Here is a 16,564-nt window from a genome sequence, read left to right on the forward strand (position 1 = left end):
CCATATTATGTAACCTTCTGTCTTAATCTATAAAACTTCCTAAAGTTACCGATTATCGTTTTTACTACAGAATAAGTAGGAATAGCTATTAAAATGCCAATGAAACCGTATATCGAACCTGCAGCAAGCAACAATAAGATAATGGTCAATGGGTGTATGTTAAGACGTTTTCCCATAATGTTCGGTGTAACCAAGTGACCCTCGACTTGTTGAACGACAGTAAGGACAATGAGTACTTTTACTGCCAACCCAATGTCTTGCTGAAGGGCAATGAAAAGGGCAGGGAGAATGCTTATTAACGGTCCTAGAAATGGAACGACAGTAAAAATCATGGCTAAAAGGGCTAGTACTAGGGCATAATCGAGATCAATAATTAGGTAGCCCACATACATCAAAGTCCCAATTACGATGGATACGATGAATTGACCGATAATATAAGTTGAAAGAGTTTTATCGACATCTTTTAAAATTTTGTTTCCCTCTGGTTCAACATCAGTCGGAATATACTTTAATAGAAATGGTCTAAGTTTTTCTCCATCCTTCAAGAAATAAAATAAAATGAAGGGTGTAATGACCAAGACTGTTAATACACTAGTAATCGTGGAGAAAATAGTACTGACATTCACCAAGAGTTTTTCAGAATAATCCTTCAAGTGTGTAGCGACATTATCCTTCAAATCTTCAGTATTAACCATTCCAAAATCATTTTTTTCAATCATGACTTCAGACTCTTTAGAAAGTTCCTTGACTTTGCCCGGTAATTTTTCGGATAATTTTTGAAATTGATCAACAATTACAGGGCTTCCAAAATAGCTTCCTGTCCCAATCAAACCAAATATTATCAAAAAGACGGTGAAAATGCTTAATGTCCTAGGGATAAATTCAGTCAAAAAGTTAACGACTGGCCGTAAAATGTAATATAAAAGCCCAGCTGCTATAATTGGGAAGAACATAGCAGCAATGACTTTTTGTATCGGTAGCAGAACATAATCAATCTTACCAAGTAAAAAAATAATGATAATGATCAAAATAATCGCGCATGCATATTTAAAAAATGGTTTATTGATCCACAAGAAAATCCCCCCTCATTCCAGTCTTTAATTGATTCCCTGAATCGCCTACATGTTAAACTTTTTAACGGTTCAAGCTGATTTTTATTAGTAAAATAATGACCTATCTTTAAAAGGAGTGTACTTAATTCAATTAGGAATCAATGAATGGGGTACTTAGCTGGCCGATAAGAATAGGCAAAAAAATGCTTTTATAAAAAAGATGAAATGCTACGAAATTCCCATTATCAGAATCGTAAGAAGATGAATTCCATTGATAGAAAACAAGGGCTTCACGATCATGAAGCCCTTGTTTTTAAATATTATTCATTTTGCTATTTTCTAATGCTTACGTGCAAATGCTCCATAATTAATACCGCCTGCAAGAATTGCATAACCTCCAACTGTATTGCCTGGAATACTAGGAATGAAAGATGGTGAAATATTCACCTATTGCGTGGTATTACAGCTCACTTTGCTCCTTTTTCATAGGTTTTAAATAGATGTAAAAATGTATATAATGGAGATTGCTCACTAGCATGACAACCAAATTATTGTTAATAAGTGTTAAAAAAAGTTATGTTGAAATAATAAATTCGGGCTATATTGCATTTATAGAGGCGAAATAAATTAGCAAGCTCAAGGACAATATTTTTTTCTGCAATTATGGATAAAATGATGGTCACAAACGTTTTCGTGGGAAAAAATGAAGTAATATTGCCATGGAATGGGGTTTGTTGCTTTATTAGTCCGATTAATTTGTCATAAACATAATTGAAAAGGCATCATCATAGTTAACTCCGGGTGTGGAAGTTTACTTGATAATGCCTTTATATTAGCTTATAAGACCTGGTTTACATTAAGATATTTTACTTAATGTATTCTTTAATCCCTGCTTTTGGTCTTTTTGCATTTTTTTTATGTCTAAACGCAACCAGATGGAGATAATGAAAGCAATCGTGATTAATACAGCGAATACATAGAAGACTGGAATGTAGCTGTTTGTGCTTTCTCTTATTGCCGTAACCAACATTGGTCCGCAAACTCCACCAAGAGACCATGTGGTTAAAAGGTAACCGTGGATGGCTCCAATTTCTTTTGTTCCAAATAAATCCCCTGCAAATGCAGGAAGATTTGAAAATCCTCCGCCATAACAACTAACGACTAACAAGATAAGTCCTTGGAACAATAGAGTGTTTGTAGTAGTTGGAAGTAGAAGGAACGCCCCGATTTGAATGATAAAGAAAATGACGAAAACATTTGGACGACCAATATAATCAGAGGCTGCGGCCCAGCCAAGTCTGCCTCCACCATTAAAAATTCCCATAATGCCGACTAATGTTGCTGCTCCGGCTACAGACAATCCAACTACATCTTGGGCCATTGGAGAAGCGACAGAAATCATCATAATCCCTGCAGATGTATTGATCAGTTTCATTGACCATAGCATCCAGAAATGTTTAGTTTTAACCGCTTCCTTTGCAGTTAACTGCCTTAGATCTTTCTTCAGTTCTTTCTTGCCTGACTCAATATCTTTCTTCATGCCTTCAGGCAGCCAGTTTGCCTTTGGAGGTGCAATATAGGAAGCACCTAAGAACATAAGAATGAAGTAGCCTGCACCTAAAATATAATATGTAGTATATATGCCAACGGATTCCATAAGGCTTGCAGCGACTGGGGCTGTTATAAGAGCTCCGGCACCGAAACCTAATACAGCCATTCCTGTTGCTAATCCCCTGCGATCGGGGAACCATTTGACTAGTGTGGATACCGGTGAAATGTACCCGATCCCCATACCTAGCCCACTTAAAACACCATATGTTAATAGGTAAAGTGGCAGTGAATCGATCATTACAGCCAAACCAGAACCAGCTTGTCCTAAACCGAATAATACGGCTGCAACTAATGCTGATTTTCTGGGACCATTTTTTTCTACGAATTTCCCAAAGAAGGCTGCAGAAGTTCCTGCAAGCGCCATCATTATTGTAAAGGCTAAAGTGACTTCAGTTTCTGACCACCCCATAGTCTCAACTAAAGGCTTTTTGTATACGCTATATGCGTATGCTCCACCAATGGAGAGGTGAATAGCAATAGCGGATAAAGCAATTAACCACCTGTTTTTTGTCATGTTGTTACCCCTTTTCGTCAAAAATAAGAAAGTTGCATGCGTTTTATCTATAATATTGTAAGTTGCATGCATTTTATCTATCTTGTGGAATAAGTATATAAGAATATTTTTTACTAGTAAACTACTAAATTAAATTTATCTGAAAAAATTGTCGCTATATTCCAGAATGTAATAAAAATTGAAACATTGCCAAAAATCAGTAGTGATCCATTTTTATGGATTGATGAAATTAGATGAAAAAGGTTTAAAAGGCAATGATATGACTTGTTAATCTGGTTTAATCTCAAAAGGTTCATGGTATATAAAGTCACTTATCTCATTATTTATAAATGGATTTCTATTACACTGGCATTATTGCAGATGATTTGTTAAAATAAACGGAATATATGGGGTTGGTTAATCGAACAACCGGTATTGTTATTTTTTGTGTGGTTTTAGGAATAATCAGTTCTTTTTTCAGGAATCATACGTAAGGAAATCAAAAAAAACAAATATTTTGAAAAAATTCCGAAAATTTAGTCTTAAGGACTTGAACTATGATTCCTGATAGGAGTAAACTAATTATAGATAGATTTTATGGAAGTGAAATCTTGTAAATTTTATTCAACAAGGAGTTTTGGTAATGAAGGAACATGACATGCAAATCACGCTTAGTACAGCAAAGAAAGAAAAACCACAGGCGGACCAGCTTGAGTTCGGTAAGCAGTTTACCGATCATATGTTTATTATGGATTACACACAAGGGCAAGGGTGGCATGATCCAAGAATTGTTCCTTATCAACCGCTCGCATTAGAGCCTTCCGCGATGATTTTTCACTATGGTCAATCTGTTTTTGAAGGATTAAAAGCATATGCAACACCAGAAAGTGAAATTATTTTATTCCGTCCTGAAAAGAATTTTCAACGCTTAAATAGTTCAAATAGTCGATTATGCATCCCGGATGTCGATGTCGATTTTGCGTTGAATGCTTTAAAAACTTTAATTAGCGTGGATAAAGAATGGATTCCTCAGGAAGAAGGGACATCTCTATATATCAGGCCTTTCATCATAGCTACTGAGCCTTATCTTGGAGTTTCCCCATCAGATAAATATCAATTCATCATCATCATGTCACCTGTAGGTTCTTATTATAAGGAAGGCATTCACCCTGTTAAAATAGCAGTTGAATCAGCTTTCACACGTGCAGTGAATGGTGGTACAGGAGAGGCTAAAACAGGTGGCAATTATGCATCAAGCCTCAAAGCCCAGGAAGTATCCGAAAAGCTCGGTTACTCTCAAGTTCTTTGGTTAGATGGAGTGGAGAAAAAGTATATTGAAGAAGTTGGAAGCATGAATGTTTTCTTCAAAATTAATGGTGAAATTATCACTCCAGCGTTAAATGGCAGTATTCTTCCTGGTATTACTCGTGATTCCATTATAGAATTGCTGAAACATTGGAATCTTCCCGTGACAGAAAGACGCATTTCCATGGAAGAAGTCTATGAAGCCTATAAATCAGGTCACTTGGAAGAGGCTTTCGGAACGGGTACAGCAGCGGTAATATCGCCAATTGGTGAGTTTTTGTGGAATGGTGAAGAAATGAGCGTTCAAAGCGGGGAAACTGGCGAACTATCTAAAAAGCTTTATGATACACTGACAGGTGTCCAAACAGGCAAAATTGCTGATGAGTTAAACTGGACTACGAAAGTGGAAGAAAAAGTTACCCAATAATACGTAAATAAATACCTTCCTTTGAAGGTATCAGAAAAGGTTTCGGAATTTCTCATTCCGAGGCCTTTTTGATTTTTTATTGGATTTATGTGTGGCATCTTTTGTTACAGTCATCCTACTACAAAAACGGAGGCAGCATGGAATGAATAAGCAAACTGTTTTGTACGTTCTTCTTTGACGTAGTACCTCTGGATCGGTTTTACTTTATTTAATTTCTTTCACTACTCCCTTATCGAATTTTCTGGAGAAATTCGCATTTTTTCGTGATCTTCACGACCTTGGTTGATCTCTTTTTAGAGATGTTTCTTTATCTGACTGTAGGCAAATGGAGTTTTATCTATAGGTAAAAACAAAGTTGAGTGGAGCGGTGTACGAGACTCCTGCGGGGAAAGTGCGTCCAACGGAGACCCCGCAGGCGCAAAGACCGCTCGCGGAAGCGAGTGCCTTACGTTCCTCGCAATGTTCAATTTTATACCTCCAAAAAACTGTAGGTAAACTCAATTATTATCGAGTTAGGCAGTGTCTTTACTTTATAAGTTTGTCTAGTCTGAAATCTTCATTGAATTTTTTTGTTTCTTCCCTCTTACATAATCATTTTTTGTCTTAAAGCAACAGCTACTGCTTCAGTCCGGTGTGTGACCCCTAATTTCCTGATTGCAGAAGAAATATGATCCCTGACGGTATATTCACTTACTCTCATTTTTGGTGCCATTTGCTTTATTCCCAAACCATTAGCTAAGTATTGTAAGACTTCTACTTCCCGTTTACTTAGAAGGTAAGTGGAAGGAGCGAAATCGATTGTTGAACTTGCAGCAAGTTCCAAATAATAGGAAAGTTTCATTAAATCATTCTTGGTAACAGGCTCGTCAACATGTATAGGGTCAACTAGAACTAAGCCAATGACCATATCATTCACGATAATCGGGATGATTGCCAGTGAAGAGAGGGCAAACCTTTTAACGTATTTCGCAGGGATGGAGGATTTCGTATGTTGGATTGTTAAGTATATGGGTTTGTTATTGATGACTGCCTGGTGGATGGGGTATATATCATGTATATTTTCTTTAACATTATGTAATGAAAAGATATCTTCACTTGTACAGGCACATATTCCTTCACTCATTCCTGTTAAGCATGAGTAACTGAATAAGGATGCTCGTTGAAATGAAAAAAAATCCACACATCCCCTTACTATCATTTGTGTTTTATTTGCCATATTTTTTTGGTGGGAAATCTTTTTGACATGATTCATCAGAGTTTCCTCAAGCATTCGACTTTATTCCTCCCTACATTTTCAGTGCTAGGATAAATACTACTAATATCTTACAATGAAATGGAAACTCTTACAATTTTTTTAAATTCCTTAGTGGTTCAGAAATTTAGCGTTCCTAAATTCAAGGAGGCAATAAAATGAAAAGAAAGACTTTATCGACTACCACCCGGAGTTTTAGAGAAGATACCCTTCCATTTAAACTTTATCAAAAGGCCAAGAAATTCGGTATATGGAATCCTCGTGATATTGATTTCAGCCAGGATAAAGAAGATTGGAACTCATTTACCGATATTGAAAGGGAAGTGTTATTACGGATCATTTCCCTTTTTCAGGGCGGAGAGGAAGCAGTGACTTTAGATTTGCTGCCGCTCATTATGACGATTGCCAATGAAGGCAGGATCGAAGAAGAAATGTACTTAACGACATTCTTGTTCGAGGAAGCGAAGCATATGGAGTTCTTTCGTTATACTTTAGATCAAATTGGTGAAACAGGAGATCTGACGGTCTATCACTCAGACACTTATAAATCCATTTTTTATGAAATATTGCCTGAAGCAATGGGGAAACTTTTATCTGATCAATCCCCTGAAGCTTTGGCGGAAGCAGCCACAGTTTATAATATGTTTACCGAGGGAGTTCTTGCGGAAACAGGATATTTTGGGTTTTATCAGACACTCGAAGCTAATGAAATGATGCCTGGCTTATTAAAAGGGGTAGGTCTTTTGAAGAAAGATGAGTCACGCCATATTGCTTATGGGACATTCCTGCTGCAAAGAATTATAAGTGAACATCCACATATTTTTAAGCAAGTTGAGAAGAGAATGGCGGAACTTTCACCACTTGCCATCCAGTTAAATACAGAGGGATATGATTTGTTAGGCAATCCATTTGGTCATGACAAACAGGCTGTGTTCAATTTCACGATGAAACAATTATCAGTAAGGATGGAGATTTTGGCAAGGGCAAAAGGAAAGGGGATTGAAGAAATCTATCGAAGTACCGAGAAGGAATATGGCGTCTTGTAATGAATGGCTGAAGGGTACATTACAAGCCTACCGTGATGTTTCCAGTATTTAAACATCGATGGATGATCTGCTGAATGCTTCTAGTTTAAATCGAATATTGTACTTGAACGCACTAATTGTACAACCTTATCTGAAAAGTCTAATTTATCAGAGGTGAAAGAAGATGGCAGTAAATACTCATTCTAATTTTTGGTTAAGGTCTTCGGTTTACAGTGGTGCTAATACACGTTCACTCATTCCAGAACTTTTTATTGGTCTTGGAGCAAAAAGGATTCTTCTCGTGAGTGATGAAGGTTTAGAAAATGCAGGGATCGTTAAAAAAGTAGCCAACGTTTTTGGGTCATCAAGTTTAGGTAATGGAGCGAAAATAGTAGGGGAATTTCTCGAGGTTACACAAGATGCAGCAAGTAATTGTGTAAACGAAGCATTGAAATTTGCACGCGAAGTGAATGCAGATGCGATACTTGCTGTTGGGGGCGGAAGTGTCATAGATACTGCAAAAGCATTGAAATATGGACTATATAAAGGGATTTCCGATATAAACGATGCAATCCCAAAAGGATATCTGTATGAGGGAGTCCCAAAAGCGCAACCAATGAATATACCGCATATCACGGTAGCGACAACAGCAGGGACTGGTTCAGAAGTATCGCCAATTGCTGTTATATATAATGAACATAAAAAAGTTAAAATGAATATATACAATGTCTTTTTAAGTTCGGATGTGGCCATTCTGGATCCTGAGTTAACAGTCGGATTGCCACCTAATATCACTGCTTTTACTGGTGCAGATGCATTGACACATGCGATTGAAGCGATTGTTTCACCTGCTGCAACATCATTAACAGATGCATATGCATTTCAAGCCATTCGAGTTATAGAAAAAAATTTACCAAGGGCAGTAAAGAATGGAACGGATATTGAAGCCAGAATGGAAATGCTGCATGGGAGCATGATGGGAATTACCGCTTTTTGTAGCGCATTAAATGCGATACCGATTCATAACTTTGCCCACGCATATGGAGCTTTATTCCGTATTCCGCATGGATTGGCCAATGCTGTTTTCTTACCTGTTGTCATGGAGTCCATTCCTGAGTTATATCTGCCTAAGATACATCTGATAGCGGAGGCTTTTAAGGTGAGAATCCACGATGAGGATGCAAATGGGATTCTGGCGAAAGTAATTGAAAAGCTGCGTATCTTCCTGAATGATCTTGGCCTGCCTTCTGGGTTCAGTGACTATGGTGTTACCCAAGTGGATTTGGAAAGAATCCTTACAGCCGTCAAGACTGATCCGGCTGCCGCTAATTTTCCGATATCATCCGAAATAATACAGTCAATAGCTTCTCAAGTTGTACCTGTGAGAATAAATTAATGTAAAGCAAAAAAGTCCTGCCAACTCGGCTGGCCTTTTTTGCTTGCAACATGAGAACTTTCCTTACGCTTTAGTTCTTTCCTGTTGAAATGAAATCTGAAAGAAAACGAACATCCATTCTTTGATTCTTTCAGCCATGATCCAAATAAGATATCTTTGGTTATTATTTTTTTCCTAAGTTTTCCTGAGCCATTTTAATAAGTTCCTTAACCATGCTGCCTCCCAACTTTCCGCCTACTTTCCCGTTTTCTTTCGCTGTCAATAGACCGTTATAGTCTCTTTTCAACGGTACGCCCATTTCTTTTGCTGCTTCAAACTTTGCCTCTTCTGGATTCTTCGTACCAGCAACTTTGGCTTTTAAATCATCAAGACCTTTCCTTGCTTCTGGTACCAGGATTCTTTTTCTTCTAGCCATCAAGCATCACTCCTAAGTTTTTTTTAGTTTACCCGTAAGGAAAGAAATGATTATCACGAGAATTTTTGATTTTAGTTAAATTTCTTGAATTAGAAGTAAATAAAGAAATATCTTATGTAAAGAGAAATATTGTATTTACATATTGTTTGAGGTGTTCGAGAAAGTTTTAGTTTATTTTAAGCGGGTATTATATAGCAAAAAGATTAAGGAGAACAGTGATGCAAACTGCTAATTCTAGTTTATTGACGAAAGAGGATATGACAAATCCCGATCGGGTGCCACAATGGCTAATTAACGAATATCAAACTTTCCATAATACAGTGACGGATAAAACATTTCCTTGTTATTTTGGTATGAAAGCTGAAAATAAAGGGGAACTACGTTATGCGTATATCACACAGGAAGATTGGACCAACCTTCCAAAGGCCGTGGAAAGCTTTCTTGAGTTATTTCAAGAACCACCATACATCAGGCATGGCCTGTTTGTCTTTATGGAGCCTGAATCGATTGAAGGGGATATAGAACTATACCGAAAACGATTTTGGGATATTCTGCAATTCCTGCATAAAGAGGATAAGAAACCTTGGCCTATTGAAAAGCCTAAAGATCCTGAACATTATTTATGGGACTATCATTTTTCAGGTGAACCCATTTTTGTTTTTGGAAATGCACCTGCTTATAAACAGCGTAAAACCCGTGATTTAGGAAATAGCCTTGTTCTTGGCTTCCAACCCCGTATGATTTTCGAAGGTTTAGAAGGAACGGAAAAAGGCGGTATCATGTCACGTGAAAAGGTTCGTGAACGGGTAGAAAAATGGGATAATCTCCCTAAACATCCTGATATCAGTCACTTTGGTGATATAAACCATAATGAATGGAAACAATTTTTCATTGGGGATGATATTGAACCGATAAAAGGTCAGTGTCCTTTCCATCATAAAGAGCTAACTTAAACGAGAGCAAATTGCTCTCGTTATTTTTTTGCAAGACTAAAACTAAATGAAAGGAAGGGGGGGAAATCCAGGACAAACATTTTTGCAAGTTCGAAAAATGACCTTTAAAAATAAAAAACTTTATGAGAAACATATTTCTTGCCTTATTTGATTTTCAGCCATATAATGTGAAAGTAGCAATTGCAGTTAATTCGAGATATATGGATTAAATGCTATTTGAAATACTAAACAAACTATTGGGGGAACTGATCATGTCTAAAGTATTATTTGTTAAATCAAACGACCGTCCAGCGGAACAAGCTATTAGCGTGAAAATGTATGAAACGTTTTTGAACACATACAAGGAAGCAAATAGTCAAGATGAAATAACTGAATTGGATTTATTTAAACTTAACTTACCTTACTACGGTAATACAGCAATTACTGCGCTATATAAACGTAGCCAAGGCATGGAACTGACTGAAGAAGAAGTGAATATTGCTGATATCGTGCAACAATATTTGAACCAATTCCTTGCTGCCGACAAAGTAGTATTTGCCTTCCCATTATGGAATTCAACGGTTCCTGCACCGCTTGTAACTTATATTTCTTATCTTGCACAAGCAGGTATAACATTCAAATACACAGCTGAAGGTCCTGTCGGTTTAGCTGGAGGTAAAAAAGTGGCTTTACTAAATGCTAGGGGATCAGATTATGCATTACCAGGCATGGATGCTGGCGAAATGGCAGAGAAATACGTAACGATGAATTTAAGATTATGGGGTATTACAAACCCAGAAACAGTCGTTATCGAAGGACATAATCAATATCCAGATCGTACACAAGATATCGTTGCAGAAGGATTGGCGAAAGTTGCTGAAACTGCAGCAAAATTCTAATTGATAAAAAGAAAAACCAGTATGTAATTTTAGCATACTGGTTTTTCTATGCAGATTTTTCTGAAAGTCGATTATAATAAAGAGTAAGCCTATAAGCATGAAAGGAAGTGCCGATAATATGCAAACGTATAAATCGCGTGACGAAATCAAGAGTGAAGAAACTTGGAATTTGAAGGATATTTACGGTGATCAGGCTAATTGGGAAAAAGACCATCAAGAAGTCCTGGAGATGACAGAAAAATTAAAGACTTTCGATGGTCATATTCAATCCGCGCAAGATTTATTTGAGTATTTACGTTTAAGTGAGGAGCTTGGTTACATTTATAACAAGTTATATGTGTTTGCCATGCTGCAAACAGACTTGGATACACGGGTTACATCATCACAGGCATTACTTGATCGAGCAGGTCAGCTAGGACAGAAAATTAGTAATGCATCTTCATTTTTCATGCCGTTCCTCTTAAGCTTGGAGGAATCAACATTAAAAGGGTACATAAAAGAAGTTGAGGGTTTAAAATATTTCGAAGAAGATTTACTTGATTCATATCGCTATAAAGACCATGTGTTATCGAAAGAACAAGAAGAGGTACTTTCCCAAATAGGCGAGGCATTTTCAGCACCCCAAAAGACCTTTGGAATGATCAACAACGCGGATATTAAATTTGGAGATGTCACAAATGAAGAGGGAGATAAAGTAGAGCTTACTCGAGGGATGTACTCTAAATTAATTGAAGATGATGATCGTGAAAAAAGAAAAGAAGCGTATATCGCTTATTATCAGCCATATATACAATTAAAAAATACTATCGCATCCACACTTTCCACTGCCATCAAAAATAATGTGAACCTTTCGAAACTAAGACATTATCCGTCTGCCTTGGAAAAATCCTTATTTGGTGATCAAGTACCAAAAGAAGTATATGATAACTTAATTATGTCTACTAAGCAAAATATCGGTCCGATGCATAAATACATTCAGTTAAGGAAAAAACTGCTGGGAGTAAATGAATTAAGGGCTTATGATTTAAGTGTACCTTTGGTCGAGGGTGCTAAAGAGGAAATTTCTTATGATGATGGTTTTGCTTTGATGGTAGAGGCACTGAAGCCTCTTGGCGAAGAGTATATCACGATTTTGAAAACTTTTAAGGAAAAAAGATATATCGATGTTCGAGAAACACCTGGAAAACGCTCAGGGGCTTATAATTTAGGTCTTTATGGTGTTCATCCTTTCATTTTGTTAAACCACCGTGATGATTTAGATAGTGTATTTACACTTGCACATGAATCTGGTCATGGCATGCATTCCTACTATAGCTCAAAATACCAGCCGCAAATAACGGCAGGGTATTCCATTTTCGTGGCGGAAGTAGCATCCACCGTGAATGAAATTCTGCTAATACGCCATTTAATTAAGACAACAAAAGACGTGCAAAAGAAAAAGCACTTACTTAACCATTTCATAGATAGTTTTAAGGGTACATTCTTTACACAGGTGATGTTCGCGGAATTTGAAAAGATCGTACATGAGAAAGCTGAAAATGATGAGCCCTTGAATGCCGAGGTTTTTAATACAGCTTATGAATCGATATTCCGCACTTATAATGGAGATGAAATAATTTTCGATGAAGAAGTGAAGTATGGCTGGTCACGGATTCCTCACTTTTATCGACCGTTTTACGTGTATAAATATGCTACAGGTTATGTTTCAGCGATTACGATTGCAGATAAGATCCTTTCCGGGGATCAAAAAACACTTGAAAGTTATTTGGCCTTCTTGAAAAGCGGGAGTTCGGATTTCCCATTGGAATTGCTTAAAAAAACGGGCGTAGATTTAACTAAATCTGAACCGATCGAAAATGCAATGAGGATTTTCAGTGAACTGGTCGACCAATTCACGGATTTGACAAAGGGCTAATCTAAACCATTTCTTCCAAAAGAGCCCATGGTATGTGTGTTTAAAAAATGCTATAGTTAAACTATTGATGTAAAGAGAGGCCCAATCTTTTTGATTGGGCCTTATTTTATATGTTAAAGAAACACGTACCTGCACGATAAAAGTCATAGGGATCAACGTATTTTCTACATCGGAGCCCAGCTAAGGGCCAGTTTCTTTATACATTAAATGGCATATATTGTGAGGAAAGTGAAAATGAATTCGACAGTTAATTATATAAAAGAATGGCAGCAGGCCCTTCAACTTGAAATCCTGCATTTGAAAAAATATGGCAGCACAAAATACTTGGTTTCTAACGGCCATCTACTTACTAGTGATGGTTCCTTCAGCTATTACTTTGAAACAGGTTCATCGATAAAAATTCCTATAGGTGCGATCGTTCGACTGGAATGGGGAGGAATTAAACAGGATGGAAGGATTCTCTCTTCGGAAGGAAAAAGTATAATCATTGTTTTTGAACGATCGTTAGGCGATATAATCGGCGAAGCATTTTTATATCATGATCCTTGGGAATTGCTTGAACAATTGATTATCCGCTTGGATGAAATCAAACGAAGCAAAAAGAAAAGGCTTAGGATCAAACGCCTGATGGATCCGTCTATGCCGCAAAAGCATCCTGTAATTGAAAGTCAAAGCAGTGTCAAAGAATTATATGCCCGTTCGAAGTTCAATCCTGTCACTTTTGTCTGGGGACCACCTGGAACTGGAAAAACCTATACATTGGCAAGAACAGTGGCCAATCATTATTTACAGGATAAAAAAGTGTTGGTCTTGTCTCATAGCAACCAGGCTGTTGATGTTTTGATGGCTGAGATTTCTTCCTTCATTAAAAAGAAAGATCGTTTCAAGGAAGGTGAGGTGCTGCGCTATGGGTCTCAAGTAGGTGAATCTTTAGCCCTTCATGACGATATTGTTACGGGGCAATTATTAGGGAAACATGAACCGATATTAGTTAAGGAAAAAGAACAGCTTGCAGAAGAGAAACGATTATTAAAACACGATTTGTCAGGCTCCTTCAGTAAAAGAGATACCGATCAATTAATCGAGTTAGAGAAAAAACTGGCAAAAGTATTGGAGAAAATTCGTCAAAAAGAAATGCAATTCGTAAAAGAAGCGAAAATCATTGGCACGACTTTGGCTAAAGCCGCAAATGATGAAACGGTTTATCAAAAGGAATATGATCTGGTCATCTTGGACGAAGCAAGTATGGCTTACGTACCACAGGTGGCTTTTGCTGCAGCGTTATCAAAACATATAATCGTTTGCGGTGATTTCAAACAATTGCCACCGATTGCTTCTGCACGTGATTCCCTCGTGAAACTTTGGCTGAAAGAAGACATCTTTCATAGAGCAGGTGTCGCTCAGTCAGTGGAGGAAGGGGAACTTCACCCTCATTTATTCCTATTGAAAGAACAGCGCCGCATGCATCCTGATATTTCCGCATTTACTAATCGTGTCGTCTATAACAATTTGGTCGGTGATCATGAAAGTGTTTCAACTAGCAGGGAGAGCATAATGTTGGCTGAACCGTTTGCCAATAAGGCAGCAGTACTTGTCGATACCAGCCTATCTGGGGAATATTGCATCACTGAACGTACTTCTCACTCGCGAATGAATCTTTGGCAATTACTTTTATCTTTTCAACTGATTCATGAGGCCTATGTTGGCGGGGCAAAGTCCATTGGTTATGTGGCTCCTTATCGTGCACAGTCAGACTTGATGGAAAAATTATTGGATGATTTATATGAAAAAGAACGGCAAACATCTGATATCATCGCTGCAACTGTACATCGTTTCCAGGGAAGTGAACGTGATATGATGATTTTTGACACAGTTGATAGTTATCCGCAAAACAGGGCGGGAATGCTATTGACCGGAAGAGAAAGTGAAAGGCTGATAAATGTGGCGATAACAAGGACAAAAGGGAAGTTCGTGCATGTTAGTGACACTTCGTTTGTTAATAAACACGTTTATCGCAGTAAAACGCTTCGTCAGCTTGTCGATCATCAAATTCAAAATAATCAACTAGTGGCAAAGAAAGACATTGGAAAATGGGTGAACAATCAGCACCCGAAATTGCGATGGATGCATGCCCGGAAATTGGGGGATTTTTTAGAAGATATCGAATCCACAAAACAAGAGATGGTTATGGCAGTGCCTGATTTGAATAGTTTGTCAGAAGAATGGCAGCGATATTTGATGAAACGAAACCCCGAAGTGAAATTGACGATCATTTCATCAAAAAGAAATCCTGATGTCGTCTCAAATCAATTCATTTGTTTGCCCGTTTCCTTTTCATTTTTTATCTTGGATAAACGAGTTATCTGGTTAGGTTTGCCTGTTGAGGCGAATGATCGGGTCCAGCCTCCTTTTTTAGCGGCTCGCTTAGATTCACCAATTATGGCTGATGAATTACTATCTCAATTCAAAAAAAGTGAATAGTACTTAGAAAGACCCTATTTTCAGGGTCTTTTCGTCATTAACATGTATATTCCTTAAAAGACCTCGTAAGAATATAGGCTAATTGTGAGTTACATACGAAGAAAACATATTGAAACAATGTCCTCGCTAGAATATATAATACACTCTTAATCTCAAGTCTCGTTTTAACTCCTTATAAATTCAGCTAAAGGCTGCAAACTAAAATATCTAAGCAAGCTTTTTAAGCGACTTCCGATTGTTTATGTTTTACCATTAAGTTACGAAAGAAAAGAGGGGGCGCAAAAATGAAACTAAGCATTTTAGATCAATCACCAATTGCAACCGGTCAAACAGCTCAAGAAGCATTGCAGGCATCACTTCAACTTGCACAGGAAGGAGACAGGCTTGGTTACAGCAGGATCTGGTTAACTGAACATCATGACCTGCCAGGATTAGCCTGTTCCGTTCCGGAGGTATTGATCAGCTACATAGGTGCACAAACAAAAAATATCCGAATTGGATCAGGTGCAGTGCTGCTTCCGCATTATAAGCCGTTTCGGGTAGCAGAAACCTATAATATGCTTGCCACTCTTTTACCAGGCAGGATTGATATGGGACTTGGTCGTGCTCCTGGGGGATCTGCCGAAGCTACGATGGCATTATCCGATAATTTTCTGCAGAATGTTTACAAAATGCCTGAACTTGTTAAGGAACTGTTGCAGTTTCTTAGAGATGATTTTCCGACAGGTCATTTGTATACAAAGACCTCTGCTGCTCCTATCCCACAGATTTCGCCTGAACCATGGATTTTGGGAACAAGCGAAAAAAGTGCAAAACTTGCTGCAGAAAATGGTACTGCATACGCATTTGGTGAATTTATGAGTGAAAATGATGGAATGCAAAGTTTTCAGCAGTATCGAGAACACTTTCAATCAAAAGGAGTGCTTAAAGGGCCAAAAACAATCGTTGCGGTTTCGGCCATATGTGCAGAAACCGAGGAACATGCGAAAGAAATCGCTCTTAGCGAGACACTATGGAAAATTCAAAGTGGACATGGGGAAAGAAAACAGGTACCAAGTATAGAAGAGGTAAGGGAACATGTTTGGAGTGAAAAAGAAAAAGTACTGAAGGAAACAATGCATAAAAAACTGATAATTGGTACACCTTCTCAAGTGAAGTATCGGCTTTTAGAAATTCAGGAGGCCTATAAAGCAGATGAAATAATGATCATAACCATCACTCATAAGTTGGAGGATAGGTTGAATTCGTATCGATTGATCGCTAGGGAACTACTGAACAGTTAATTACTTCGAGCATTTTGTGTGCATTTTTTCTGCATTTTCTATATGATGGCTTTGCGTCCTTTTAATCATAAATAAGAG

The 16,564-nt window shown here is 37.7% G+C and carries 12 protein-coding genes; 8 read left to right on the forward strand and 4 right to left on the reverse strand.

The features are described 5' to 3' along the window. Positions 1-5 precede the first annotated feature (5 nt). On the reverse strand, positions 6-1,073 hold the full coding sequence (locus tag LQ203_RS03600; RefSeq protein ID WP_230155771.1) for an AI-2E family transporter: 1,068 nt from the start codon (positions 1,071-1,073) through the stop codon (positions 6-8). An 835-nt stretch (positions 1,074-1,908) separates the two neighbouring features. Continuing rightward, positions 1,909-3,177 (reverse strand): OFA family MFS transporter, encoded by a 1,269-nt coding sequence (locus tag LQ203_RS03605; RefSeq protein WP_230155774.1) that lies wholly within the window; start codon positions 3,175-3,177, stop codon positions 1,909-1,911. A 622-nt stretch (positions 3,178-3,799) separates the two neighbouring features. Here LQ203_RS03605 and LQ203_RS03610 point away from each other — a divergent pair. Continuing rightward, a complete protein-coding gene (locus tag LQ203_RS03610) occupies positions 3,800-4,888 on the forward strand; it encodes a branched-chain amino acid aminotransferase (RefSeq protein ID WP_230155776.1) in 1,089 nt (362 codons plus the stop codon). Positions 4,889-5,471: 583 nt separating this feature from the next. Here the strand turns inward: LQ203_RS03610 and LQ203_RS03615 are convergent. After that, positions 5,472-6,158 carry a LuxR C-terminal-related transcriptional regulator gene (locus LQ203_RS03615; protein WP_230155778.1) on the reverse strand — a complete coding sequence of 229 codons (687 nt, stop codon included), beginning with the start codon at positions 6,156-6,158 and terminating at the stop codon, positions 5,472-5,474. A 140-nt stretch (positions 6,159-6,298) separates the two neighbouring features. On the opposite strand from LQ203_RS03615, the gene LQ203_RS03620 reads away from it, so the two are divergent. Together LQ203_RS03620 and LQ203_RS03625 are read left to right on the forward strand one after the other, a co-directional pair. Then, positions 6,299-7,186, forward strand: a complete 888-nt coding sequence (locus LQ203_RS03620) for a R2-like ligand-binding oxidase (RefSeq protein WP_230155779.1) — start codon at positions 6,299-6,301, stop codon at positions 7,184-7,186. Positions 7,187-7,349: 163 nt separating this feature from the next. Then, positions 7,350-8,561: an iron-containing alcohol dehydrogenase gene (locus LQ203_RS03625; RefSeq protein WP_230155780.1), complete on the forward strand. Its 1,212-nt coding sequence runs from the start codon at positions 7,350-7,352 to the stop codon at positions 8,559-8,561. 163 nt (positions 8,562-8,724) lie between these two features. On the opposite strand, the gene LQ203_RS03630 is transcribed toward LQ203_RS03625, so the two are convergent. Beyond that, a complete protein-coding gene (locus tag LQ203_RS03630) occupies positions 8,725-8,976 on the reverse strand; it encodes an alpha/beta-type small acid-soluble spore protein (protein WP_230155781.1) in 252 nt (83 codons plus the stop codon). 218 nt (positions 8,977-9,194) lie between these two features. On the opposite strand from LQ203_RS03630, the gene LQ203_RS03635 reads away from it, so the two are divergent. The 5 genes from LQ203_RS03635 (at position 9,195) to LQ203_RS03655 (ending at position 16,486) form a co-directional block, all read left to right on the forward strand. Then, positions 9,195-9,929 carry a YqcI/YcgG family protein gene (locus LQ203_RS03635; RefSeq protein WP_230155782.1) on the forward strand — a complete coding sequence of 245 codons (735 nt, stop codon included), beginning with the start codon at positions 9,195-9,197 and terminating at the stop codon, positions 9,927-9,929. Between the two features lie 209 nt (positions 9,930-10,138). Then, a complete protein-coding gene (locus LQ203_RS03640; protein WP_290370515.1) occupies positions 10,139-10,807 on the forward strand; it encodes an FMN-dependent NADH-azoreductase in 669 nt (222 codons plus the stop codon). 118 nt (positions 10,808-10,925) lie between these two features. After that, the gene (gene pepF / locus LQ203_RS03645) at positions 10,926-12,722 is read left to right on the forward strand and encodes an oligoendopeptidase F (protein WP_230155789.1); all 1,797 of its coding nucleotides are present in this window, start codon (positions 10,926-10,928) and stop codon (positions 12,720-12,722) included. A gap of 234 nt (positions 12,723-12,956) precedes the next feature. After that, positions 12,957-15,203 (forward strand): AAA domain-containing protein, encoded by a 2,247-nt coding sequence (locus LQ203_RS03650; RefSeq protein ID WP_230155791.1) that lies wholly within the window; start codon positions 12,957-12,959, stop codon positions 15,201-15,203. Between the two features lie 284 nt (positions 15,204-15,487). Further along, positions 15,488-16,486 carry an LLM class flavin-dependent oxidoreductase gene (locus LQ203_RS03655; protein ID WP_230155797.1) on the forward strand — a complete coding sequence of 333 codons (999 nt, stop codon included), beginning with the start codon at positions 15,488-15,490 and terminating at the stop codon, positions 16,484-16,486. Positions 16,487-16,564 lie beyond the last annotated feature (78 nt).

Origin of the sequence: Peribacillus sp. Bi96 (assembly GCF_918698115.1) — a bacterium.
Classification (GTDB): domain Bacteria; phylum Bacillota; class Bacilli; order Bacillales; family DSM-1321; genus Peribacillus.